The 24,708-nt window shown below is 55.2% G+C and carries 21 protein-coding genes, 2 tRNA genes and 2 pseudogenes; 11 read left to right on the plus strand and 14 right to left on the minus strand.

All coding sequences use genetic code 11. The features are described 5' to 3' along the window. Nucleotides 1-11 precede the first annotated feature (11 nt). Nucleotides 12-584, plus strand: a complete 573-nt coding sequence (locus CBW50_RS07705) for a hypothetical protein (RefSeq protein WP_139842437.1) — start codon at nucleotides 12-14, stop codon at nucleotides 582-584. Between the two features lie 176 nt (nucleotides 585-760). Next, nucleotides 761-1,144, plus strand: coding sequence for a hypothetical protein (locus CBW50_RS07710; protein ID WP_086144990.1), 384 nt, complete (start codon nucleotides 761-763; stop codon nucleotides 1,142-1,144). 320 nt (nucleotides 1,145-1,464) lie between these two features. On the opposite strand, the gene CBW50_RS07715 is transcribed toward CBW50_RS07710, so the two are convergent. The 3 genes from CBW50_RS07715 to CBW50_RS07725 all read right to left on the minus strand — a co-directional run bounded on the left by CBW50_RS07715 (nucleotide 1,465) and on the right by CBW50_RS07725 (nucleotide 5,291). After that, nucleotides 1,465-1,914, minus strand: a complete 450-nt coding sequence (locus tag CBW50_RS07715) for a hypothetical protein (RefSeq protein WP_086144991.1) — start codon at nucleotides 1,912-1,914, stop codon at nucleotides 1,465-1,467. 260 nt (nucleotides 1,915-2,174) lie between these two features. Next, a complete protein-coding gene (locus CBW50_RS07720; RefSeq protein ID WP_086145076.1) occupies nucleotides 2,175-2,840 on the minus strand; it encodes an FxDxF family PEP-CTERM protein in 666 nt (221 codons plus the stop codon). A gap of 330 nt (nucleotides 2,841-3,170) precedes the next feature. Beyond that, a complete protein-coding gene (locus CBW50_RS07725) occupies nucleotides 3,171-5,291 on the minus strand; it encodes a TonB-dependent siderophore receptor (protein ID WP_086144992.1) in 2,121 nt (706 codons plus the stop codon). A gap of 287 nt (nucleotides 5,292-5,578) precedes the next feature. Here CBW50_RS07725 and CBW50_RS29300 point away from each other — a divergent pair, with 287 nt between their 5' ends. Further along, entirely contained in the window at nucleotides 5,579-6,025 is a 447-nt protein-coding gene (locus CBW50_RS29300) for a response regulator (RefSeq protein ID WP_157792379.1), read from the plus strand. A gap of 28 nt (nucleotides 6,026-6,053) precedes the next feature. Here CBW50_RS29300 and CBW50_RS07735 read toward each other — a convergent pair. The 6 genes and pseudogenes from CBW50_RS07735 to CBW50_RS07760 all read right to left on the minus strand — a co-directional run bounded on the left by CBW50_RS07735 (nucleotide 6,054) and on the right by CBW50_RS07760 (nucleotide 10,311). After that, nucleotides 6,054-6,351: pseudogene (locus CBW50_RS07735) on the minus strand (addiction module antidote protein). After that, nucleotides 6,351-6,649: pseudogene (locus CBW50_RS07740) on the minus strand (type II toxin-antitoxin system RelE/ParE family toxin). The pseudogenes CBW50_RS07735 and CBW50_RS07740 overlap by 1 nt, the downstream one beginning before the upstream one ends. Before the next feature lie 203 nt (nucleotides 6,650-6,852). Further along, nucleotides 6,853-6,928: transfer RNA gene (locus tag CBW50_RS07745), tRNA-His, on the minus strand. 133 nt (nucleotides 6,929-7,061) lie between these two features. Beyond that, the gene (gene murI / locus CBW50_RS07750; protein ID WP_086145077.1) at nucleotides 7,062-7,862 is read right to left on the minus strand and encodes a glutamate racemase; all 801 of its coding nucleotides are present in this window, start codon (nucleotides 7,860-7,862) and stop codon (nucleotides 7,062-7,064) included. A gap of 187 nt (nucleotides 7,863-8,049) precedes the next feature. Continuing rightward, entirely contained in the window at nucleotides 8,050-9,591 is a 1,542-nt protein-coding gene (locus CBW50_RS07755; RefSeq protein WP_086144995.1) for a fumarate hydratase, read from the minus strand. A gap of 105 nt (nucleotides 9,592-9,696) precedes the next feature. Continuing rightward, the gene (locus CBW50_RS07760) at nucleotides 9,697-10,311 is read right to left on the minus strand and encodes a YqhA family protein (RefSeq protein ID WP_070291168.1); all 615 of its coding nucleotides are present in this window, start codon (nucleotides 10,309-10,311) and stop codon (nucleotides 9,697-9,699) included. A 294-nt stretch (nucleotides 10,312-10,605) separates the two neighbouring features. On the opposite strand from CBW50_RS07760, the gene acs reads away from it, so the two are divergent. The 4 genes from acs (at nucleotide 10,606) to CBW50_RS07780 (ending at nucleotide 15,105) form a co-directional block, all read left to right on the plus strand. Further along, complete coding sequence (gene acs / locus CBW50_RS07765) at nucleotides 10,606-12,612, plus strand: acetate--CoA ligase (protein ID WP_086144996.1); 2,007 nt, start codon at nucleotides 10,606-10,608, stop codon at nucleotides 12,610-12,612. Between the two features lie 257 nt (nucleotides 12,613-12,869). Continuing rightward, nucleotides 12,870-12,960: transfer RNA gene (locus tag CBW50_RS07770), tRNA-Ser, on the plus strand. A 217-nt stretch (nucleotides 12,961-13,177) separates the two neighbouring features. After that, entirely contained in the window at nucleotides 13,178-14,470 is a 1,293-nt protein-coding gene (locus tag CBW50_RS07775) for an integrase arm-type DNA-binding domain-containing protein (RefSeq protein WP_226936068.1), read from the plus strand. An 11-nt stretch (nucleotides 14,471-14,481) separates the two neighbouring features. Further along, nucleotides 14,482-15,105, plus strand: a complete 624-nt coding sequence (locus CBW50_RS07780) for a DUF4102 domain-containing protein (protein ID WP_172404707.1) — start codon at nucleotides 14,482-14,484, stop codon at nucleotides 15,103-15,105. A 38-nt stretch (nucleotides 15,106-15,143) separates the two neighbouring features. On the opposite strand, the gene CBW50_RS07785 is transcribed toward CBW50_RS07780, so the two are convergent. From CBW50_RS07785 to CBW50_RS07805, 5 genes are all read right to left on the minus strand, one after another. Next, a complete protein-coding gene (locus tag CBW50_RS07785) occupies nucleotides 15,144-15,452 on the minus strand; it encodes an AlpA family transcriptional regulator (RefSeq protein WP_086144998.1) in 309 nt (102 codons plus the stop codon). A 1,103-nt stretch (nucleotides 15,453-16,555) separates the two neighbouring features. Beyond that, a complete protein-coding gene (locus tag CBW50_RS30310; protein WP_086144999.1) occupies nucleotides 16,556-17,173 on the minus strand; it encodes a hypothetical protein in 618 nt (205 codons plus the stop codon). Then, a complete protein-coding gene (locus CBW50_RS07795) occupies nucleotides 17,157-17,540 on the minus strand; it encodes a mCpol domain-containing protein (protein WP_086145000.1) in 384 nt (127 codons plus the stop codon). Before CBW50_RS07795 ends, CBW50_RS30310 begins: the two co-directional genes overlap by 17 nt. Nucleotides 17,541-17,686: 146 nt before the next feature. After that, complete coding sequence (locus CBW50_RS07800; RefSeq protein ID WP_172404708.1) at nucleotides 17,687-18,799, minus strand: hypothetical protein; 1,113 nt, start codon at nucleotides 18,797-18,799, stop codon at nucleotides 17,687-17,689. Beyond that, nucleotides 18,796-19,425 (minus strand): hypothetical protein, encoded by a 630-nt coding sequence (locus CBW50_RS07805; RefSeq protein WP_086145079.1) that lies wholly within the window; start codon nucleotides 19,423-19,425, stop codon nucleotides 18,796-18,798. The genes CBW50_RS07800 and CBW50_RS07805 overlap by 4 nt, the downstream gene beginning before the upstream one ends. Nucleotides 19,426-20,482: 1,057 nt before the next feature. Between CBW50_RS07805 and CBW50_RS07810 the strand changes: the two genes are divergently transcribed. The 4 genes from CBW50_RS07810 (at nucleotide 20,483) to CBW50_RS07820 (ending at nucleotide 24,563) form a co-directional block, all read left to right on the plus strand. Continuing rightward, nucleotides 20,483-21,553, plus strand: a complete 1,071-nt coding sequence (locus CBW50_RS07810) for a nucleoid-associated protein (protein ID WP_086145002.1) — start codon at nucleotides 20,483-20,485, stop codon at nucleotides 21,551-21,553. Then, complete coding sequence (locus CBW50_RS28725; RefSeq protein WP_139842439.1) at nucleotides 21,554-23,239, plus strand: hypothetical protein; 1,686 nt, start codon at nucleotides 21,554-21,556, stop codon at nucleotides 23,237-23,239. A 492-nt stretch (nucleotides 23,240-23,731) separates the two neighbouring features. Next, a complete protein-coding gene (locus CBW50_RS07815; protein ID WP_086145003.1) occupies nucleotides 23,732-24,118 on the plus strand; it encodes a BPSL0067 family protein in 387 nt (128 codons plus the stop codon). 10 nt (nucleotides 24,119-24,128) lie between these two features. Further along, on the plus strand, nucleotides 24,129-24,563 hold the full coding sequence (locus CBW50_RS07820; RefSeq protein ID WP_139842440.1) for an STY0301 family protein: 435 nt from the start codon (nucleotides 24,129-24,131) through the stop codon (nucleotides 24,561-24,563). Nucleotides 24,564-24,708: the final 145 nt, after the last annotated feature.

Genomic DNA, 24,708 nt, shown 5'->3' on the forward strand with positions numbered 1-24,708 from the left:
AGAGGTTTAATATGCAACGCACCCTGATGCTCTCCACCGTCGCCGCCGCCAGCCTGCTGCTTGCCGCCTGCGCCACCCCGGGCACGCCCACGGGCTTGCAGCCGGGACAAACCGTCGCCATCGTCAATAGTTTGAGCTGGGACAATCCCCTGAGCGGCAAGCGCGATGGCGTGCGCACCAGCTGGCCCATCAAGGATGGCAAGATTGCCGCCGAGTATTTTCCACTGGCGCAATTGAAGCAGTGCGACGCCGGCGGCAAGGCTTGCGCCTGGGGCGTGATGCGCGCGCAGCGCGGCACCCCCGCGCTTGCGTATGCGCAGGGCGGCGTCGACGTGGCGCTGAGCGTGTCCATCGACGTGGCGCGGCGTCAGGATGCGCGCCAGGGCGAGACGCAAACGGCCATGGCGATCCCGCTGGACGTGGCGGCCCTGGCGGGCAAGCAGCGCGTGCAGCCGAGCTGGAAATTGAAGTATGGCAAGGTCGAACAGGTGGACCTCGATTATGGCGTGCGCTACCAGGTGTGCGTGCAGCGCTACGACGCGGCCGGCAAGGCGATCGACAGCTGCGACATTCCATTTATCTGAGGAAACATGCCGCATGGGCTGGGTGTGGCGGCTTTGCCACATTCCATGTTGCGGCGTGCGTCGGGGTGTAACAATCGGTAAAAGGGCAGCAAAGCGCGGCGTAATTTCTTATAGTACTTAATTAGAAGTCGTACAAGAGCAGCAGTACACAGAATGAGTACAAGAGGAGAATTGCGATGAAAACCCTGTTGGCAGTAATTTCACTGGCAGCCTTGGGTGGCTGCGCCGTGGCGCCGCCCGGTCCCGCGTATTACGGCTCGCGCGCGCCGCAGGCGGCCTACAATCCGTATGAGTGGCACACGGTGTCATCCGAACCGGTGCAGTCAGGCGGCGTGGTGAGCGCGCCGCGCGTCGAGTACACGAATGAACCCGTGTACGTGCAGCAACAGCCCATCTACGTGCAACAGCCCGTGTATGTGCCGGCGCCCGTGTATGCGCCGCAGCCGTATTATTACAACCCGCCCGTATCGATCGGGCTGGACTTCGTGTTCGGCTTTGGCCGCTACGGTGGACACCGCGGCGGCTGGGGCGGGCACGGACGTTACTACGGCCGCCGCTAGGCTATGGTTCTGGATGCATGACACAGCCGGGCTGGCTTTGCTTGCCCGGCTTTTTTGCTAGTGGAAATATACGGACGCCTGGTGCAGCACATCCGCCGAGCACAGGAGATACATCGCCGCCGCGGCCAGACCTATTTGCAAGGCACCAAAGCTGATCGGGATGAGGCGGGACATGTCGTACTCCTGAGTGGTAGGCGGCGTGTGGATGCGGTGGGCATGCTTGCATCATAGGACGAGTTGATGCTCATGGGCATCGGATGACTGTCCGACACCTTGTAGGACAACACCTCGTCACGCGGCCAGGCCCGCGTTTCCGCCGATCAGCGGTTCTTCCAGCGTACCACGGGCTCTTCCGGCGCCGTGTCGGGCACGTTCGAGATGGCCAGCCAGTGCCGCAGGCGCTCCGGATGCTTGAGATTGATCCCCATGCCATCGATGATGCCCACCTGTTCCAGCATGCGCGCATCGATCTTCGCCTTCGATACCGTGGGCGCGCCCATGACCATGCGGTCATAGGCCTTGCGCGCCTTGTGTTCCCACTTGTGCAGGTTGCTTTCATCGAAGCGGTTCGCCTCGAAATACACGGTCAGGCTGCCATCGAGGTTGCCGAAGCCGACGATCCCCGCGCCTTTGCGGATGGTGGTGGTATTGTCGATGTCAAATTCGGCCGTGGGCACGAAAATGCCGGCGCGGCCATCGATATCGGGACGTCCGACGGGCGTTTCCTTGCCGTAGGAACTTGTTTCAGTGATGGTTTTTTCTTCAGACATGGTGCGTGCTTGGTGGCGGCGCCAGGCGCAGAAACGGACCCGGCAGCGCCAGCCTTCCTGTTCAATAAATGCGTGCTGATGATCAAGGCGGGGTAGGGGCCTTGGCGGAGCGATGCTGGGCATTGCTTGATATAAGAAACGCTATTGTAGTCCCAATTTAATTCTTTTGGGCAACACTCCGTGAAACTTTCTACAGGGGCGGCGCCATGAAAAAAGCCGCCCGGCCTTGCGGCGGGACGGCTTAGGCGACGTGGCGGGGATCAAAMCCTGGCGGCGGCCTTGCGGCGTGCCACGAAACCGAGCATGCCCAGGCCCAGCAGCATCATGGCGTAGGTTTCCGGTTCCGGCACGGCGGCCGTCACCGAGACCTTATCCAGGTAGGAACCGTAGGTGGGGGCGGAAACGGGGCCCACCGATTCGAAGCGCAGCAGGGTCGAGGCGCCCAGCGCCGTCACGTTCTGGCTGTAGGCTTGCCAGATGCCGCCCGTGTTGCCGGACAGCGCCGTCGGCGTCAGCAGGGTGGAGCCCCAGTAGACATTCATCAGGCTGTTGGCGCCGCCCGGCGTGTCGGGACGGCCCGAGTAGGCAAACGACAGCGCATACGTGCCGCCGGCCGTCGTGGCGATCGCTTGCGAAACGGACGTCAGGCGGTCCGTATTGAGTTCCAGGTATTGCACGCCGTTGGCGGCAACGGGGTTGAAGCCGCCCAGGCCGCCTTGCGTGGCGCCCTTCTGGATTTCAAAGGCGGAACTGCCGCTGGCCGACGATGTCCAGCCCGTCACGCTGCTGACGGGCGCCCAGGCGGAAGCGATGACGTTGTTTTCAAAACTGCCATTGACCACCAGTTCGCTCGCGGCGTTGGCGGCGCCAGTGGTGAGCAGGGCGGCCAGTGCGGCGATCTTGCAGAGAGTGGCAGGCGTTTTCATGTGTGATCCATTTGCTTGGTTAAAAGTTAATTTTATTTCCTAAATGACATTTAAAGAATATCACCAAAACTCACACAAAGAACAAGCGCTCGCTAAAAAAAGATGCGATTGTGAAATTAGTTATACCCACAATGCAAGTTATTGACGAAATAAACTCATTGCAATATTCGACCGGGGCGAAGCGGGCCTGGGCTGTACTTGCATCAGAGTATTTTTGTGACATCGGGGTGAAAAAAAACCTGCATCGTTACAACAACGATGCAGGTTCTTGCATGCCGCTGGGGGGGCGCGGCGGCATATCGATTCGATAGGCGCTGCCGCGCGCGGCCATCAGAACGCCAGGCGGCCCTGCAGGTAAACCATGCGCGGCGCGCCCACCATCTTGCCCAGGTTGCCGTCGTTGGTGCGCGTGAAATAGCGCTTGTCGGCCAGGTTGTTGACGCCGGCGAGCAGTTCCAGGCCAGCCTGGCCCGGCACCTTCCATTTCACTTGCGCGTTCCATGTGCGGAAAGCGGGAATGAGGCCCACGTCACCCTTGGCGCTTTCCGCCACGGTGTTGGCGTCGTCGGCGAACTGGCGGCTCTGGTGGCTGCTCGACAAATCAACACCCCAGGCGCCCAGCTGGTAGTGGGCGCCCACTGTATCCGTGTTGCGCGAGTAGTAAGGCACGTCGTTGCCCGCGTTCGCGCCATCCTGCAGGGTGGCCTTGGTGTAGGTGTAGGTGGCGTAGGCATTCAAGCCGGCCAGCGGGCCGGACTGGTCGAAGCGGTAGTCGAGCGCCGTTTCCAGGCCCCGGTGGTGCGTCGCGCCCACGTTGTAGAAGGTGACGTTGCTGCCGCTGCCCACGGACTGGATCTGGTTGTCGAACTTGATGTTGAACAAGGTCGCCTCGGCCGAGAGCTGGCCGCTCTTCCAGCGCGCGCCCAGCTCGGCCGTTTTCGCCAGTTCCGGCTGCAGCGGGTTCTTGCCCGATTGCGCATTGAGCTGCGTGTTTTGCACGGCGCCGAAGGAACTGTTGTAGTTGGCGAACAGGGTCGTGTTGCTGTTGAGCAGATACGCCACGTTCAGCGAGGGCAGGGCCTTGTTATTGATCAACTCGATGCTTTCATCGGCCGGCAGGTGGTTGATGCGCTCCGTCCTGATGTGCTCGTAGCGCACGCCCGGCGTGATGCGCCACGCGTCGATGGCGATCTTGTTGTCGATGTAGACGGCTTGCGCATCGGTGGCATTGTCGGCAAAGCGCGTGGGCGCCTGCTGCACGCCCGTGGCGATGACGACGTTGTAGACGCTCTCGTCGGCCCGTTCGGCCAGGTAGCGGTAGCCGACGGTGAGGTCCTGCGTGACCTTGCCCGTAGTAAAACGCTGCGTGTAGCGCGGCTCGACGGCCATGGTTTCATAGTTGCGCGGCTGGTGGCCCATGCCGGTGCCGGTGGCGTTGACCAGCGTGCTCTGGCGCGAACTCTTGTTGTAGTAAGCGCGTACTTCCACTTCCTGGGTGCCCGAGATGGCATTCAGGTAGCCGATGTCGAAGGCCTTGCGCTCGCCGCTCCAGAAGTCGCCGCGGCGCGTGTTCTGGAACGGGTCCTGCTGGTATTGGGCGGCGGTGAGGCCGCCCGGCGTGCGCGAATTGACGTCGTAGTAGGACAGCTTGCCGTAGATCTCGGCCGTGGGACTGAGGTCGTAGCGGAACTTCAGCGCGAAGTCGTTGACCTTCTCGTCGCTTGCCACGCGCCAGTCGCTGCCGCGGATGCCCGAGTACAGCACGGCCAGGCCCAGGCCATTGTCGAGCTGGGTGCCGGCAAACACGCTGGCCTGGGTATTGTGGCCCACTTCGCTGTAAGCGTTGTAGCGCACGGTGGCGTCACCCGTGACGCCGGCCGTGGCGGGCACGCGGCGCGTCTTGAAGTTGATGATGCCGCCCACGTTCTGCGGGCCGAAGCGCACGGCGCCGCCGCCGCGCACCACGTCGACCGTCTCGATATTGGCCAGGCTGACAGGCGCGAACGACAGCTGCGGCTGGCCATAGGGCGCCACCGACATCGGTATGCCATCGAGCAAGACCGTGCTGCGCGGCGAATAGCGCCCGGCCAGTCCCCGCACGCCGATGTTGAGCGACACGGCGCTGCCGGCGCTGCCCGAGTTGTCGCTGATCTGCACGCCGGGAATGCGGCGCATCACGTCGCTGACGCTGGACGCGCCCGAGCGCTCGATGTCGTCCTTCTGCACCAGCGTGCGGGCGCCGGCGAAATTCTTCGTGCTGGCGGCCATGCTGGTGCCCAGCAGGTTGCTGCTGACCTGGATCGATTCCAGGATGGGGCCGGCGTTATCGGCGCTATTGGCGCCATTGGCGTCCTGCGCCTGCGCGGCGAGGGAAGCGCCCAGGCTGGCGAGGGCGATGACCAGCGCGCATGGGCGCAGGGAAAACGGCAGTGGGGAACGAGTGGCGGCCATGCGTGGATCTCCGTAATGACAAGGTTTGCGCGTTCGCTCAGGCGGCGCGACAACATCGTGGCGTAGGCATCCGGCGCAAGGGGATAAGAATGATAATGATTCTCATTTTATTCGTCAATTGCGCATACCGCGTAGTGGCAGGCGCATGGCCGATGGGGCGGGGAAGTGTTGTTGGCGCGGTACAGCCGTTGCCCGGATTGTTGCTTGGCGCCATTGCTGGGGTGCGGCGGCATTGCGCGCGCTTCTTGTATACTGCCGCTTTTGCAGCCCTCAGACGTGAACGTACAATGAGCCAGACAACTGAAACGACGCCAGGCAGTTCCTCCGTGGAGCGCCGCCAGGGCGACAGGCCGGCCACGGCCGCGCGCAAACTCAATCTGCTGGTGGTCGACGACAACCAGGAAGTGGGCGAATCGCTGGCCATGCTGCTCGAAGCGCTGGGCCACCACGCCGTGGTGGTGCGCAACTGGCAGATGGCCGTCGAGCAAGTCAAGCTGTGCGTGCCCGACGCCGTCTACCTCGACATCGAAATGCCCGGCATCAGCGGCATCGAAATCGGCCGCCGCCTGCACAACAATCCCGACACGGCCAACGCCGTGCTGATCGCCGTCACCGGCCACAGCTTGCCCATGTACATGGACGACGCGCTGGCCGTGGGCTTTCGCCACTTCCTCGTGAAGCCCGTGCGCATGGAAGACCTGGCGACGACGGTGCAGTCGGTGCTGGCGGGGTAGCCTTTCCGCTGCCCAGGCTGATGGCTGCTCAAGTGGTCAGCGCTGCGGCGCGAAATTGCAAACCGAGTGCATGCGTCACCTTCCAAGCGCTGTCGAAGCGCGGCTTGCCTTCGCCGGACAGCGCCTTGTACAAACTTTCCCGTCCCAGTCCCGTGTCTTTGGCAAGTTGCGTCATGCCGCGTGCGCCTGGCAATATTGCCTAGCGCTTTGGCGATGAAGGATGCGTCGTCGCCAGCTTCTTCCAGGCAAGCTTCAAAGTAGGCGACGATATCCTCTTCGGTTTTGAGATGCTGTGCGCTATCCCATTGGTTGAGTTTCTGTGCCATCAGACCTCCTGGAGTACTTGCGCGAGCTGCTGCGCCGTTTTGATATCTTGCGCCTGCATTGACTTGTCGCCGCCAGCGAGCAGGATCATGATTTCCATGCCGCGTTGAGTGAAATAAACGCGGTAGCCGGGACCACAATCAATGCGCATTTCCGAAACACCGCCACCGACAGGCTTGCAATCACCGAAGTTGCCATCTTCGGCACGATCAATACGGGCCTGAATGCGGAAAAAGCTTTCCGATCCTTCAGCTTGCTGAACCGGTCATCGAACGTGGCGGTGGTATGGAGGTTTTTCACACATACCAGTGTATTTTTCGGGATACGGAAAATTCAGTGTATGCATCAAGTTTGACTGCCGCGCGCAGGCTGGCTTTGTTAGCTGATGCGTTTGCCTGGCATGCCGCGCAGGCGAGGGCTGCAGCTGCCTCATGCAAGTGCGCGGAAATGAAAAAAGGGTTACAAGCCGAAGCATGTAACCCTTTTATTTACCGCTAATTCTGTGGGGTGGCTGATGGGGCTCGAACCCACGACAACAGGAATCACAATCCTGGACTCTACCAACTGAGCTACAGCCACCACTGTCTTACTTGCCTGTTTAGCTGTTTTGCTGAACAGGTGCCGAATTATACAAAGAACTCGGCAAAGTGGCAAATCTAAATGCAGTCTTTTTCAAAGAATCGGAAGATTGCTTGAAAAGCCCCGTTTTCCCTCACACGGACAGGTGTGCCACGGGCGGCTGCAAGTCCAGCAAGCCGGCGAAGGCTTGCGCCAGGGACTCGACCTTGGCCGTCGTGTAGCCCTGCAGCCGCGGCGCGTCGTTATTGATGCGCCGCAAGCTGGCAGCGTCGAGCAGGCGGGCCAGCTGGCGCGCCACGGCGTCGCCCGTGTCGACCAGGGTGATCGTTTCCTGCGTATGCGCGCGCACCGTGCGTTCGATGGCGTCCTGCACGAAGGGGTAGTGCGTGCAGCCGAGCACCAGGGTGTCGACGCCTTGCTCCAGCATGGGGGCGATATAGCGTTCGAGCATGGCGCTGGTGGCGTCGAGCGGATCATTGCCCAGCTCGCATTGCTCGATGCGGTCGGCCAGGCCGATGCAGGGCTGCAGGATGAACGTGGCGCCGGTCGCGCTGCTGACCTGTTCGCGCAGGGCCAGCAGCTTGTCGCCGCGCAAGGCGCGTTCCGTGGCCAGCACGGCGATCTTGCCGTTGCGGCTGATGCTTGCCGCCGGTTTCAGGCCCGGCTCGACGCCGACGATGGGCAGGTCCGGGTAGCGCGCGCGCAGCGCCTTGATGGCGGCGATGGTGGCCGTGTTGCAGGCCACAACTAACGCTTTCGCGCCTTGCTGCAACAAAAAGGCGGTGATCGCCAGCGAACGGTCGACCACTTGCTGTTCCGTCTTGTCGCCATACGGGGCGTAGGCGGAATCGGCAAAGTAAATCAAATCCTCCTGCGGCAGCTGCGCGCGGATATGGCGCAGCACGGACAGGCCGCCCACGCCGGAGTCAAAAATGCCGACAGGCAGCTTGACTGCCGGGGACAGACCCGCTGGGGGAATCTGCTCCAGTGGAGCAGATCCCGAAGGGACTGACCCCAGATTTGCGCTATTACTTAAGGTAAAAGTCATATAAAGCCGAAGCCGATGAAAATAAAAAAACGCCGCGCTGGTGTTGCCGCGCGGCGTCTATGGTAGAGCTTGTTTAAGCGACCGTCACGGGAATCTTGCTGACGCTATTGAGTTGCTCGATCTTCGCCTGCCACTCTTTCGGGCCCGTGTTGTGCACCGACGTACCCTTCGCGTCGACGGCCACCGTCACCGGCATGTCGACGACGTCGAATTCGTAGATGGCTTCCATGCCCATGTCGGCAAAGCCCAGCACCTTGGCGTGCTTGATGGCTTTCGACACCAGGTAGGCGGCGCCGCCCACGGCCATCAGGTAGGCCGACTGGTGCTTCTGGATCGATTCGATGGCGACAGGGCCACGTTCGGCCTTGCCGATCATGGCGATCAGGCCCGTCTTTTCCAGCATCATGTCGGTGAACTTGTCCATGCGCGTGGCCGTCGTCGGACCTGCCGGGCCGACGGCTTCGTCGCGCACGGGGTCGACGGGACCGACGTAATAGATCACGCGGTTTTTAAAATCGACCGGCAATTCCTCGCCTTTGGCCAGCATGTCCTGGATGCGCTTGTGCGCGGCGTCGCGGCCCGTCAGCATCTTGCCGTTCAACAGCAAGGTCTGGCCCGGCGTCCACGAAGCGACTTCTTCTTTCGTCAGGGTGTTCAGGTCGACGCGCTTGGATTTTTCCGTGTCCGGCGTCCAGTGCACTTCCGGCCACGACGACAGCGATGGCGGCGTCATGTAGGCAGGGCCGGAGCCGTCGAGCACGAAGTGGCCGTGGCGCGTGGCGGCGCAGTTCGGGATCATGGCGACCGGCTTCGACGCGGCGTGCGTCGGGTGCATCATGATTTTCACGTCGAGCACGGTCGTCAGGCCGCCCAGGCCTTGCGCGCCGATGCCCAGCGAGTTGATCTTGTCGCACAGCTCGATACGCAACTCTTCCAGTTTATTCTGCGGGCCGCGTTGCTTCAGCTCAAACATGTCGATGTCTTCCATCAACACTTCTTTTGCCATCAGCATGGCTTTCTCGGCCGTGCCGCCGATGCCGATGCCCAGCATGCCGGGCGGGCACCAGCCGGCGCCCATGGTCGGCACGGTCTTCATGACCCAGTCCACCAGCGAATCGGACGGGTTCATCATGATCATCTTCGACTTGTTTTCCGAGCCGCCGCCCTTGGCGGCGACCTTCACGTCGACGGTATTGCCTTCGACCAGTTCCATGTGGACCACGGCCGGCGTGTTGTCCTTGGTGTTCTTGCGGTCGAAATGCGGGTCGGCCACGATGGAGGCGCGCAGCTTGTTGTCGTCGAAATTGTAGGCGCGGCGCACGCCTTCGTTGACGGCGTCGGTGACGGTGCCGGAGAAGCCCTCGAAGCGCACGCCCATGCCGATTTTCAGGAAGACGTTGACGATACCCGTGTCCTGGCAGATAGGACGCTTGCCTTCCGCGCACATGCGCGAGTTGGTCAGGATTTGCGCGATCGCATCCTTTGCCGCCGGGCTTTGCTCGGCCGCGTAGGCGCGCGCCAGGTGCTCGATGTAATCAGCAGGGTGGTAGTAGCTAATGTACTGCAACGCTGCGGCGACGGATTCGATCAGGTCTTCTTGCTTTATGACAGTCATGGTGTTCTCGCGGTGGATAAGAAGGGTAAGACTCTTTACTCATACTAGTTACTGCATTGGAATGACAAAAGCCCATGGCCGCCGCTGGCAGCCATGGGCTTCTTGTTAATGGGGTGCTCTTGCCTGGTTCTGCGTCACGGTCATGATGCGGTCCGTGTAGGCAATCGCCATGGCCGACAGGATGAAGACCATGTGTATCACCGTTTGCGCGATGATCACTTCGATCTTGTACGAGTTGGCATTGATGAAGGTCTTCAGCAGGTGGATGGACGAGATGCCGATGATGGCCATCGCCAGTTTCGTCTTCAGCACGGACGCATTCACATGCGACAGCCATTCCGGCTGGTCCGGGTGGTCGTCGAGGTGCATGCGCGAGACAAACGTTTCATAGCCGCCGATGATGACCATGATCAACAGATTCGAGATCATGACCACGTCGATCAGGCCCAGCACCACCAGCATGATGGTCGCTTCGTTGAGCTTGGTCGGCAGGGCGCCGCCCGGTACGGCCACGGCCGTCAAGACGTGCTGCAGGGCCGCGTCATTGCCGAACACGGCGCCGATCAGGTCCGACAGTTCCACCCAGAAATGAAATACGTACACGCATTGCGCAAGGATCAGGCCCAGGTACAGCGGCAGCTGCAGCCAGCGCGACATGAAGATGAAGGCGGACAGGGGATGCAGTTTGCTATGTTTGGGCTTTTGTAAGTGGTCGATCATCTGGAGTTTCCTGGGGGTAAATACCAATTTTTGGTATGCCCGACATTTTACACTTGCTGCTGATCACTGCGCATGCCATCAATCTGGATTCTTGGCCTTGATGAAACGCAAAGCGGCATCAAGTAGTTGGCGCGTTATCAGTTTTTCCATCCAGAATGCCGTAGGGCGTTCCCTTGACGCCTGTCGCTTGTGGCGATTATGGTTAGAATTGATAGAGGAAAACGCTGACTGTAAGGCGTCCGTAAGACACGGCGCTTATCGTGTTAGCAAACAATTACTACACTGGAGACTAGCATGGCCGGTACAGAGAACCAAGGGCAGGGCACACAGCAGCAGGGACCAGAAGAGTCGCGCGTATTTGAACCGTCGGCGGCGTTTGCCGCACAGGCAACGATTTCCGGCATGGACGCGTACCGCGCCATGGTGGCCGACGCCGAACGCGACTACGAGGGCTTCTGGGCCAAACTGGCGCGCGAAAACCTGAGCTGGAAAAAGCCGTTCACCCGCACCCTGAACGAAGACAACGCGCCATTCTACAAATGGTTCGAAGATGGCCAGCTGAACGTGTCCTACAACTGCCTGGACCGCAACATCGAAAATGGCCTGGGCGACAAGACGGCCATCATCTTCGAAGCGGACGACGGCACCGTTACCAAGGCAACATATAAACAGTTGCACGAAAAAGTCTGCAAATTCGCCAACGGCCTGAAAGCCAAGGGCATCGCCAAGGGCGACCGCGTCATCATCTATATGTCGATGTCCGTCGAAGGCGTTGCCGCCATGCAAGCCTGCGCGCGCATCGGCGCCACCCATTCCGTCGTCTTCGGCGGCTTCTCGGCCAAGTCCTTGCAGGAACGCATCATCGACGCGGGCGCCGTGGCCGTGATCACGGGCGACGAGCAATTGCGCGGCGGCAAAAAACTGCCGTTGAAATCCATCGTCGACGAAGCGCTGGCGCTGGGCGGCTGCGATTCCGTGAAAAACGTCATCGTGTATCAACGCACGGGCAGCGACCTGCCGATGGTGGCCGGCCGCGACACCTGGCTGCACGACCTGGTCGAAGGCCAGAGCGCGCAATGCGAGCCGGAATGGGTCGATGCCGAGCATCCACTGTTCATCCTGTACACCTCCGGTTCGACGGGCACGCCGAAGGGCGTGCAGCACTCGAGCGGCGGCTACCTGCTGTGGGCCGCGCTGACGATGAAGTGGAGTTTCGACATCAAGCCCGACGACGTGTTCTGGTGCACGGCCGACATCGGCTGGGTGACGGGCCACAGCTACATCGCGTATGGCCCGATGGCCGTGGGCGCCACGCAGGTGGTGTTCGAAGGCATCCCGACCTACCCGAATGCGGGCCGTTTCTGGGAAACCATCAAGAAACACGACGTCAGCATCTTCTACACGGCGCCCACGGCCATCCGTTCGCTGATCAAGGCGGCCGACGTGGACCCGAAAGTTCATCCAGGCAACTACGACCTGACAAGCTTGCGCCTGCTGGGCACGGTCGGCGAGCCGATCAATCCGGAAGCGTGGATGTGGTACTACAAGCACATCGGCGCCGAGAAATGCCCGATCGTCGATACCTTCTGGCAAACGGAAACGGGCGGCCACATGATCACGCCATTGCCGGGCGCCACGCCGATGGTCCCCGGTTCCTGCACCCTGCCATTGCCGGGCATCATGGCCGCCATCGTCGACGAAGCGGGCCAGGACGTGCCGAACGGCCAGGGCGGCATTTTGGTGGTAAAGCGCCCATGGCCATCGATGATCCGCACGATCTGGAACAACCCCGAGCGCTTCAAGTCCAGCTATTTCCCGGAAGAACTGGGCGGCAAGATGTACCTGGCAGGCGACGGCGCCATCCGCAACAAGGACACGGGCTACTTCACCATCACGGGCCGCATCGATGACGTCCTGAACGTGTCGGGCCACCGCATGGGCACGATGGAAATCGAGTCGGCCCTGGTGGCCAACCCGCTGGTGGCCGAAGCGGCGGTAGTCGGCCGTCCGGACGACACGACAGGCGAATCGATCTGCGCCTTCGTGGTGCTCAAGCAAGCGCGTCCGACAGGCGAGGAGGCGAAGAAACTGGCCCTGGAGCTGCGCAACTGGGTCGGCAAGGAAATTGGCCCGATTGCGAAACCGAAGGAAATCCGTTTCGGCGACAACCTGCCGAAAACCCGCTCCGGCAAAATCATGCGCCGCCTGCTGCGCGTGCTGGCCAAGGGCGAGACGATTACGCAAGACGTGTCGACGCTGGAAAATCCGGCGATTCTGGAGCAGCTGAAGGAAGCGTCTTAACAGCCCCAAGCAACACCTGGGGTCGGGCGCTCCAAGTATGCCGATGATGCTTGGGTAGTCGAAACCCAAATCAACATCCGGGGTCGGACCCTCACTCAGGGGCCGACCCCAGTCCTTGCGGGTTTGCTTTCGATGCCTGAATGTTTTACCCCACGGTAAATAACTTTGGCAGTCCGTAGAATCTTTGCTATAATCTGCGGCTTCGCGACAAGCGAGAAATAGTACGCAGTGTGTGCAAGTAAGGCGCATTGCCTGCAGGAGAGGTGGATGAGTGGTTGAAGTCGCACGCCTGGAAAGCGTGTATAGGTTCATAGCCTATCGGGGGTTCGAATCCCCCTCTCTCCGCCACAGATACAAATTGGCCAGTTCAAGGAAGTCCAAGAACGTCCACAAAAAACCGTTTTAGCCCGTGCTAAAGCGGTTTTTTTGTATTCTGGCGTCCGGCACTGTCCAGCTGCAGCCAAATTTTTTGAGTGTTTGTTTGGGATCAATGCCTAGTTCACACTGGAGACCATTCCCTGGTTAGTCGCCTATAGTGGTTTCTGACGCTTACGCAGAGGAGACCATGATGCCCAAGCTCATCCCACCCCTTACCGAACTCCAGGTCAAGAACGCCAAGCCCCGGTCCAAGCCGTACAAGATGTTCGACGGCGGCGGCCTGTACGTTGAAGTGATGCCCAGCGGATCGCGGATCTGGCGCTGGAGATTCCGTCATGCAGACGGCAAGGAAAACGCGCTGACGTTTGGCCCGTATCCGGAAATTTCAATGCAGGATGCGCGAGAAAAGCGCCTGGAGGCGCGCCGCTTGCAGCTGCAGGGTATCGACCCTGCCAAGCATCGCGACGACGCCAGGCGGCTCGCCGCCGAAAAAGCCGCCAATACCTTCGAGAAGGTGGCCCGCGAGTGGTACGAAAACAAGGTGCCAACCTGGAGCGAGCGCACTTCCAAGAACATGCTGCAGCGCCTGGAGGCCGATATCTTTCCAAAGATTGGCAGCAGACCGATAGCGGAAATCAAGCACCGCGAACTGATTGCCACGCTGCGCAAGATCGAAGAGCGCGGCGCGACCGAGATTGCGCATCGCCTGAAGGCCGTTTGCTCGCAGATATTCAGCTACGCCATCCAGTGCGGCCTGGCCGAGCGTAACCTGGTGGTGGACATGAAGGACGTCCTGAAGACCAAGCGCGCCTCGCACTATGCCGCCATCGATGCCGATGAATTGCCTGCCTTCCTGGACGCGCTGGCGCGCAACGAGGCGCGCATGTTCGAGCCGACGCGCATCGCGCTGCGCCTGATGCTGCTGGTTTTCGTGCGCACCAGCGAACTGATAGAAACGCCATGGAGCGAAGTCGATCTGGAGAAGGGCGAGTGGATCATCCCCTGGCAGCGCATGAAGCGCGGCAAGCTGACCGTCAATCCGGATACGACCAATCACCACGTTTGTCTTTCGCGCCAGGCGCTGGCCTTGCTGCGCCAGCTGCACACGATTACGGGCCATGGGATTTATCTGTTTCCAAACCAGCGCGACCACGATAAGCCTCTGAGCAACAACACGCTGCTGGTGGCGCTGGCCCGCATGGGCTACAAGGGCCGCATGACGGGCCACGGCTTCCGGGCGCTTGCCATGAGCACCATCAAGGAGCGCCTGGGCTACCGCCATGAAGTGGTGGACCGCCAGCTGGCGCACGCGCCCAAGGACAAGGTGGCCAGCGCCTACGACCGCGCCCAGTTCCTGGCAGAGCGCCGCAAGATGATGCAGGAGTGGGCTGATTACCTGGAGGCCGTGGAGCGCGGCGATACGCCGCAGCCAGGCCATCATGGATCGCTGGAACTGGTGTGGCCAGCGCCGCATCGTTAAAGGAGATGGTCATGGCAAAAGCAATTGTACTCCTTACCGAACAACAGGTGGCACAGGCGGAGCCGCAAAAGAAGTCTCGCAAGTTGTTCGATGGCCTTGGGCTGTATATTGAGGTCATGCCGACCGGAACCAAGGTATGGCGGATGAAATTTCGTCAGCCAAATCGGAAGGAAGACAGGTTGACCTTCGGCCACTACCCGGAAGTTTCGCTGGAGCTAGCGCGAAGTCGCTGCTTAGTTGCCCGGAAGATGCTCGACGAGGGCCAAGACCCGCGCACGGAATTCAATGCCGCGCACATGCGCCTACCAAAGCGGCTTTGGCGAAGCCGTCCGCTCCCGCCTGCCATAAAGGCCGGAAAAGTGGAGCGTCGCGCAAGCCATGTCGGCATGCAGGCGGTGGAACGGATGCGGCTGCTGGCCTTCCCGGCACTGAGCCGCGTTTCCACCGATGAAATAGTGCGCAGCGACATGCTGGCCTTGCTGGAGAAAATCCAGCAAGAGCGCGCCGCCGAGGTGATTGACGTGCTGTATGACTACTGTGCCGATATCATCTTCGGCTGCCTTGAATTGGGCATGGATGAAGATGACTTGATCGAGGCCATGAGGGATGCCAGGGTGGCGCAGCGGCGGAGGTGAGCGTCTCTATGCCGCCGGTATCTCCCGCTTCATTTGGCTCAGGCACCTTTGTTGCCGATTGGCCTGGTGCTTGATGAATTGTCGATTATTGAGCATACCGTGTCTGCAGGTCTGCTGGCCTCGATACACGCTTGCATCCAGCGTAGCACCTCGCTCCTGAGCCAGGCGGAGGAGCGTCCCTGCAGCTTGACAGGGGGAGGGAAGGTGCCTTCCTTGATGCCCGCATAAACGCTGCTGCGCGACTTGCCGCAGGTTGCCAGCACCTCGCCCAGGCGGATGAAGCGCTCTTCGCCCATGCGAGGTTCAACGCGGCGCTCTTTCAGGTATTCGGCTGTCGCTGCTTTCATGGCGTCCCCCTTCGTGAATCAAAAATGCCAGCGGCAGCACCGGGGCGAATGGCATATGCCGCAGGCCTTGCCCTGCCACCGATTCGTCCTTCGTCTAGACGCGCTCGCAATCATTATTCCGAAAACACGCGTCCAGTATCGAATGCCGTAATAGCTGGTGCAACAAGAATTGGCCTGCCATTCCACTTGGATCAAGCCTGCCGCGCACTTTGTGTGAGATCAAGGCTGGACACAGGAGCGGGTTCGTGGAAGCTTTAGCAGCTAAAAATTGGGCAATCGACAGCGCATTCTTCATGCGATAGATGCATTGGCGCGGCCCCGATTTCATTGGTCCTGTTGCTGTATCGCCGCCACATGTGCATGCGACTTCTGGCATCTCACGCCGTCAATACCTGCCAGCAATAGTTTTAACCGCCTCCTGGGGGGAGTTCTTTCTGTCCACGCGGAAAGGCGCGGCCATCGGAGGAGACGCGCGCTATTGCCGTGTAGTACTCGTACAGCAGACTATGAAAATTTGTTGCTGACATTGATCAAGGTCGGCCCAGATGCATGTCAAATGTTCCCGCTTGGACGCTGCCTATTGCCGCTGATCAACCGTGCTACTTTCGGCATACATTCCTGCTAAATCTGCTCTCGTACCTGCAAAAAAATGGTTCGACCGAGGTATTACCCGGTGATTAAAGGGTTTCAGTCGCTGCACAGGGCGGAACTACCGTGCTAGTTTCGGCATACATTCCTGCTAAATTTGCTTTCGTACCTGTAAAAAAATGGTTTGGTCGAAGTTGTGTCCGACGATTTTTGTGGTTTAGTCGCTGCGCGAAGCGGGGCAGGATAGGTGAAGTTAGCTAACCTGCGGTTAGCTAACTTCACTACCGTTATTCGCACCTGCGGTGCTCAACGGTACCCGCCCTGCGGGGGCGACCTCTGCTGCCGCTATAAATGCCCAACTTGCTGCGTCAAAAGTGCTTTAGCTGTACTGAGCAATCTCTTTATTTTTGCGGCTCACTGATCTGCGTCATTGGTATTAATCATGAAATTTGAGAGGCTAGATCTGACCGTTAGACGTGGGCGGTGAGGCGGTCAAATCGCACAAGCTGTGGCGTTCAATAATATGAAACGTCCTCATGCACATCTTTGTTGATCTGGCGAAAACGCACACGTCCATTGGATTTACGATCCGTAAAATATTGCCCGGACAATTCCAGAATAACTTCAGAGCCAATCGTCACATGACGTACATCAAAGATGGTTGTTCCGTAATAGGAGTGCCAATCGGGGTTTTTAGGATTAGCGCGATAACTATAGTACAGTTTGCATTGTCCTCCCTCGACCGCTGGCGTAGATTCAAGTGTCTGTGACTTGGACGTTTCAGTGTGAATGTCAATCCAAGTCTGAAAAAGAGTTTGTCGGATGCGCGCCCGGGCAGGAAGGAGTGGTCTGCCTTCTCCAATGAGGATTTCCCCCTCCCAAGTACCGTTTAGGTCCGGGAAAAGCGACTTATCTATCTTCCGTACACCCCACCAGACAGCACGAGATGAAATACCTGAGGACAGAACCAGGATAATCAGTAGGCTGACTAATGGTGCGATACTAATGACTCTGATAAGTGGAATGTCGTTATCCCAGTAGCGATGTACTACTTCATAAATTAGGATGCTTAATATTGTAGTTATTATGGCAATTGATCGAATTAGTATTTTAAAATTAATTATTCGAAACATAGTTATCTATATTGTCGTAAATGTGAATGCATCCTTTGCCGCTCGCTTTCGCGGAAAGCAGCGCAACATAGGCTTCTCTCAGACTGCTACCGCACCCTGCTGAAAAACTCATTTCACTTGAAGCAATCGTTTTAATGGCCAAGAATATATTTTCCCATTCAATATTATCATCTGCCGAGTATGCTGCTACTCCATCAGCGGCACAGAATATGATAACGAAGTTTATTGACCTTAAATGTTCAGCAATCAAGTCTGTCTTTTGTTTTACAACTTCGTTTATGTTTATAAGATGTAGTAAGTCATTGTGCAAATATGCAGAGGCAATTTTTTGCCCCACATCGTCGCCGTCGATAGTAATGTATTTCATGAATTCACTTCGCTAACTTTTAAATTTCCACAGTGCCGCTCTCGGCCTGCGAAGTCGGTTAAAACTATGATGAAGGTCTCTTTGTCACTTCGGGAAAACCAGACCGGATAGCCGCTGCGGGGCCGGAGGATGCAGCACTCCATGCTCTAAACCCACGAGTTGCGAAGAGCTCTTTCAACTTCATCCCAACCACCTCCTCCACCTTGTTCAATTGCGACTTCAATAGCCAAATCAGTGATTTCGTGACTGAGTGTTGCTAAAGATTCCAATTTCTCGGGGCGATCAAATATTTTTCTGGTTCCATCAGGTACCACTAACGTCTGAGCATAGGGTTGATTTTTTTGCAAAAATTGTAAATGCCTAGCAGTTTCGCCAAGAATCGCCAATTCCTGATAAACAGAGTATTTTAGGATATGCAAGTTGGAATGCCACATGGTCGCTGCTATATCGTAACTGGAAAGCTGAATGTTGCCGCCCTCATCATTAAAGTCTTCTTTCACGTTCTTGCAGAGACGGATGGATTTGCGGAGCGAGCCACTAGCCAGTTGATCTTTCTCATCAATACGCTGAATATGTAAAAAAGGCATGTTCAGCAAACGATCAGGTTTATCGTTATCAAGGATGTAAACCCCACGGTAATAATCTTGGTGCCGTTGTTGATATTCAGCTGTATCGTGCCAGTGCGATGGCACTACATCAATATCGCGGCGAAGCGACCCACCTGAGAGGCCGATTGCTTTTGGACCATCGTTCACTGTTACGGTCAGATACTTGCTGCGCAAAATTTTGATTGCCTCAGTTCGTATTTCTTGTAGGCTCTCTGTTGCTCCCTTTATGTAAGGCGAGTCATAGCCGCCGGATTGCGCTTTGCTTCCGGTTATGTCGTACGTATAGAATCGGTCATCTAGCAATAGCATATCTACGTCGCTGCTGCCTTTGATGTGGAGATTTGCGGCGACTGATCCTTGGATTTTGAACGCGACGGAGATGTTGATCGCGTCAAACCCCGTTTGCAACTGTCCCTGTACTCGGTTAGCTTCAGCAAGGCTAACTTGGGTGTATTTTGGGCCTACCTCCTGCATGGCCCCTAGTGAGTACTTGGTATTTTCTTGGGTTGTACGCCGTTGATAGCTTTCTTCGGGAGGGGCCCAGGACGCTTCGTTCAGCGAATCCATGCCCATCTCGAGAGGACTTGATCTTTTGAAACCAGTCCGCCTGAGGGCCAGATTGTTAAGTCTTGTTTTTGCGTTTTTACTCATCTTTTTCTCGTCAGTTTCATGGTCCCGAATGTGGCAGAGTTCACGCCGTTGAAGTACTCGCCGCGAGCGAATTCGAGGCTTGGGTCGAAAACCAATTCGGCATGACCGCGATGCGAGTTGGAATGGGCGGAGTCTGCGTTTGGCGAGCTTGCGTAGCTATACATAAGTCTGTAGCCTTCGGCTTCATCGTGAAGAAGTGCAGCTGAAATACTGTTCGATTTGGAGCTGGCGCCGCTCAGGTGTACTTTGATCTTGTCCCAACTTTGTACGATTTTCACGTCTGCGCGCCACTGTACCTTTACGGACTTATCTGGATTCAAGCTGACCCCGGCGCATTCCCAGTCGCCAGCTAAGTCAGGCACACGGAGAAGTTTCGATATCCAGCGAACCTTCCATACGTGTTTTTCGAAAAACCAGTACAGGCCGGCGTACACGGCTCCAGCGCCCACAGGCCACAACACAATTCGGGGGACGTTCGTGAGCCAGCCGAGGGTAGCAAATAGCTGGACGAGAGCAATGTACCCAGTTGCCAGCCCTGACGCAATTATTGAGGCGAGTACGCCAATAGCATGGCCGATCTTCGCCCTGTTGTGGCCACCTAAGACGGAATATTCGTGCTGTGTCATTTTTTGAACCAAAATGCAAAGCAACAACTTATCATAAAATGAATCATTGTTGATGATTTGTGTTGGTGAGTATCTTTCTGTTGATATGGAAAGTTGTAGGGGGGCTACTGGCTCATGTTTGCGCCAGCCACTAGATCGCCACCGCTTTTATAATCGACCGTCGCTTATTGTCATAAGTCGTAGCCACCGCCGAATGGGCCGGGGTCAGGTCCGCCATTTGGACACGGGCTGATGCATTGAGCACTGCAGAAGCCCAGTTAATTAGAGCAACGAACACACGTCCTCGGAACGCGATGCTACCGACAAAGACCTAAGGTCTTCTACTCCAACCACTGCACCAATCCGTCCCCAAATGGCGGATCTGATTCCGCGCGCATGGCAGAGATGGCGCGTGGAATAGACTACGGGAAAGAACTGGAACGAGTGCACTTTATCGCATCAGATGTCGACGCCATGCACTCCTTGCATTGTGCATTGCGCGATGGTCAAGTAAATTCGGGCATCTACGGCCCTATGCCTGAGCCCGTGTCCGAATGGCGGACCTGACCCTGGCGGTGCTGGCGGGCCTTGGTAAATTGGATCGAATTTCTATGCTGTGTGGTTCCCGATCGCAATTTACACGATTTCAGCAATACTATCCAAATGTAACGTGGAAAACTCTTGCCACTGTGGGGTGTACGCATCGTCCAAATGGCGAACTACTGCTTAAAATCGACTAGAAGCACCGCTATTACGAAATTAATGATATTAGTGCATCGACGCACCTAGCCGATATAAAATTGCTCTGGCAACGTTAAAACGATTTTTTGTACGCTGCCACAGCGTATTCTATCCATTTCATCTTTGCTTCGCGGTGTACTATTCTGTTGTTGTACACATTTTTCCATCGACAAATGTTATCACTCTTCGTAGAGTGGGAGGTGGCAATTTTTCGCGCTCTAAATGTAAAAAGTAGTGAGCGATGGTTCAGCACCATTTTGCTTTTCATCCACCTGGCTGTCCTGGCGATGTTGCTCAGGAGATCGTCAACATGTTTTAAGCATAAAGTGAGAAAATAATGGCAGATAGCGAACCAGTAGTTACAGATGAAATTTTGAGTACAGTTTTACATCATATAGATTTAGATAATCAGGCATGTACGAGTTTGGCTACAATTAATGAGTATTCAGATTTGAGCGGTTATTTGAAAGATTTATTAAAGGAAATTAACATTCGTGATCAGAGGCGTTCATATGAATTCGCTCGTGATAGTACAGAGTTTTTTACATCGCTTGTTTCATTTAATGTTACCAAAAATCTTTCAATTAATCCATGTTCGCAAAAGATCGCTGAGCGATTATTGGATAAGGAAATCCAAACAGATGCGCATTATGGCCATTTGAGCGCGTCGGGTAGCGGGCATGTAAAGAAAGGAAGTTTTTTACAGTTCTTGTTTCGGGAGGGGGGGAAACTTTGCTATCTTGGTGTAAAAATTGAGCACCAATCTTTTTTGGACGAAGACGACTTTAGAAAAAAAATTGGGTTGTCTATCGAGAATAAAATTTATAAGGCGTGCAAAGTGACTTGGGTTGGAGAGGTGCCAACTTCTGTTTTGGTTTTTGATACTAATAGTAAACCTGCTATATATTGGTGGCGTGAATTTTTAGAACTTAAGGAAGTGAGGGATGATTCCTTTAATACAAGGATCGCCTCGCAAGAGGTTGTGAAAATATTAAACTCAATAAAGAAGGAGTTCCCTATAGATCATACCATTTTGAGAAATGCGACTATCGCTGCTTTTAAGCAAAATGGGACAATGAAATTTGATGTATTTATAGAGACGACTTTTGGGAAGTATGTGCCAGACAATATTTTATTGGTAGATAAATTGCCCAACCTGATACGAAATTTGAACGATCTTCCCGAGAAGAAGAGGTTCGACACAATGTTCAATTTGGTTCCTAGTGAAGTTTCTTTTAATAAGAAAAAAGTCGAGCTAACTAAGGAAATATATATATCATTCGATGAGGGAATAAACGATTTGGAAAATAAAATATGGGCAGAGGAGTCAGCTTCAGGTCAAAAATTGGTGGTAATCGATTCACCGGAAGGTTTCAGTAAGTTTAAATTGAAAGTGAGGGAGGCATAAATGCTTTTCGATATATTTCGTGTGGAGGTTTTTCCAGATGTAAAATTTCATGAGACTTTGGAGCTGGTTAAGATTTCAGGAAATTTAAAAACGCCGATTCAAATATTTGCATTGGAGTTGTTGGAGTCACTTAAAGGAATATCTTCGCGCGATACGTTCGAACTAATAATTGACGCCAATGGAAATAACTTAATAATTACAGACTGCCAGATAGTTTCAATAGAGAAGTTTACTCAAAATGTATCAGAATACGCGGAACTGATAGATTTTGATATATCATTAAGTATTGCTAAGGGTAATGTCGGGGGCGTAACTTCAGTTTATTTTTTGCAGGAGTTTGCAGCATACTTAAATAATGGGAATTTTAATGATGTGCTGAAAACTTTTTCTGCAATATTTTCTGATAAGCATGAGTTTGAAGTTTATCACGCGATGGAGCCATTTCATTCAGAAACCATCTGTTTTTATAGTGTGTTAGGGCATGGTAGTATTTTTGTAAATGTTGAATGGAAGCGAGAAGAGATATTGGAGTTGTTTCGGGAGAATTCTACAACTTCAAATAAACAAAACGATTTTATACCGAATGATTTTCATTTTTTGAAAGAGTCAAGAGTCAGTGCAATAAATAATTTTTTCTCTACTGCATGCTCTGTTTTATGTTTGGCGTTCATTTCTAATTATTCAAAAGTCGAGCGCGACCTTTTCAATTATCGAATAACTGGTTACAAATCAATAATTTGTGATGATGTTCCTTTGTTGCAATTAGCATCTCACCAAAAAATACTTTTCAAAATATACTGTTGGGCATACAGTGGGGGTAATAATTCTGATAAGGTTGGACTTATTCGGAATGTATTGTCTATTCATTTGAATCAGGATGGAAGTATACGATTCGATAGTAAAGTATGGGACGCTGTTCAATCAAATTATCAAATTTATCTAAAAAGAAATATTCAAAGCTATTTGGAGGTTAAAAGCAAGTTGGGTGAATTGATAATGGAGTCAACTTCTAAGAGTTATGCTATGGTTGATCAAGTCCTTGATTCCTTTAAAAATAATGCTTTTATAATTTTGACATTTATACTGACTGTTGTGGTAATTAATGGATTGAAAGACTCGGGTGAAACTACCGTCTTTTCGAATGCATACCTTGCTATTGTAGTTATACTATCCATTGTTTCTGGATTTTGGTTGATTTTCACTAGAATAGAGGTTATTAAAAGATTCGATACGGCATCAAATGCCCTGGCTAAAATTCTGAAGATAAATTATGGAAAAATTTTAATGGAGGCTGAAATAGATGAAAGTATTAATCCGGTAGTTACTATTAATAGAGATTATCTGACAAAGCAGATGCGACGGTACACCTGTTGGTGGTTAGTGATGTTGGCAGTGTTTGTAAGTTCTTTTGGAATCTGCAATCGAATTTTTTCATCTAAGGTACTACAAAGGAATCATGCTCCTGAAAAGGCTATAGTTGTTGATAGGATAGATGTATCGAAGGTTTCATCTGCCAGCACAGCGTCTGTTGAAGAGGCGAGTGGAGCAAGAGCCCTCGTCAATGGAAAAAAATCTGAGTCGCTCGAAGCAAAGAAGGATGTTGTATCTGCCCCCGCTAAGAAACAAGAAGGTGGAAAAAAGCTACCGGAACAAAGATCTGAAGCTTCTCATGTACCAGAAAAATAGAATATTTTTGTTGTGATTAGACGGGACTGGGCGTATGTCGAGGGGCATAGATGATGAGAGCGCTTCTAATTTCTGCCTACTACAAGAATACGATACGATGACAGTCGTCAACCTCGGTGAAATCTTATTTTCGATCATCGAAATCATGCAACAAAGTTGTCTGCAGCGGTGAAAACCGCGTAAAATTCAGGATTCTCAGGTATAGCTCAATAGTAGAGTAGAAGCTTCCTAAGCGGCTACTGCCTATCGCCAGGAAGGGTATGTTTTGGGTTATGTTGAAATTTCAAATCGCCATAATCTAGGATATATATGGGTCCTGACTGAGGATTTGAATCCCCCTCTCCCATTTCTGAGCGGCATCGGCATTGGCGGAACATCCCAGCTCATCACCACGAATATCCCAAGCCCCCCCCCCAAACCTTATCCCATCTCAACCCCCTCACAGTTTCCCGCATGTATCGTAAGCCTCTCCCACAAAGCTAGGAGAGCCCCATGTCCTACACCTACACCAAAGTCGACGACCTGGAAAAAACCACCATGGTCGGCAATCATCAATGCGTGGCGCTGGTCCGCCATTACGCGGGCGCGCCGGCCACATTGGCCTGGAAGCAGGGCGAGGCGGTGCTGGGGAACCGTTTGCTGCGCAAGGGCACGGCCATTGCCACTTTCGTCGACGGCAAGTATGCGAATTTGCAACATGGCAATTACGCGGCCCTGTACATGGGGCAGGCGCTGGACGGCATCCTTGTCATGGATCAGTGGAAGGACAAGCGCCCGCCTCTCGTGACGTCGCGGACCTTGCGTTCCAAAGGCTGCTACAAGAATGGCTTGTATATCGATCCTAGCAACAATGCCGACGCCTTTTTCGTCATCGAATAGGGGAGCATCCATGCAACATCAACGTTGGTTGACCGGCATCGCCTGCTGTCTATTCCCCGTGTTCGCGCAGGCTGCGATGCCCGCCGCCCACGCTTGCCCGGACAGCGTGCCCGAGGCATCGATCAGCCTGAACGCCGTGCCGGCTGGCTGGACGCCGTATATCGGCAGCCCGCTCTACCTGAGCGCCGCGGCGCCTATCGACGGCGCGCCGGCGCGCAGGGGGCAGCTCGTGCCCAGCGGGGAGCGCACGAAGCAAGGGCAAACGACGCTCAGCTACCGCCTGGAAGGCCGCTATCCAGAGGGCAAGTGGCTGCAATGCAGCTACGGCGTGCATGGCGAAGTCACGCTGTCGCGGAGGATGGACGACAGCGTCAGCCTGTGCGAGTTCACTTACAGGAAAGGCCGTAAGGCCGGGCAGAACGAGATCGATATCGATTGCCGCTGATTCATTTTGGCATCGCCGGTATTGCCGGGCTCCGCGCTTTACCTCACCGCGCACCGCCTCCCTTGGCTTCGGCCTCGATCAAGCAGAGCGCCGCACGCGACAGCAGGCCTCTGCCAACAGCACCTGCGCCTGTGCATGTCGGCTT

The organism is Janthinobacterium sp. GW458P, from assembly GCF_002127585.1.
Lineage (GTDB): Bacteria > Pseudomonadota > Gammaproteobacteria > Burkholderiales > Burkholderiaceae_D > Janthinobacterium.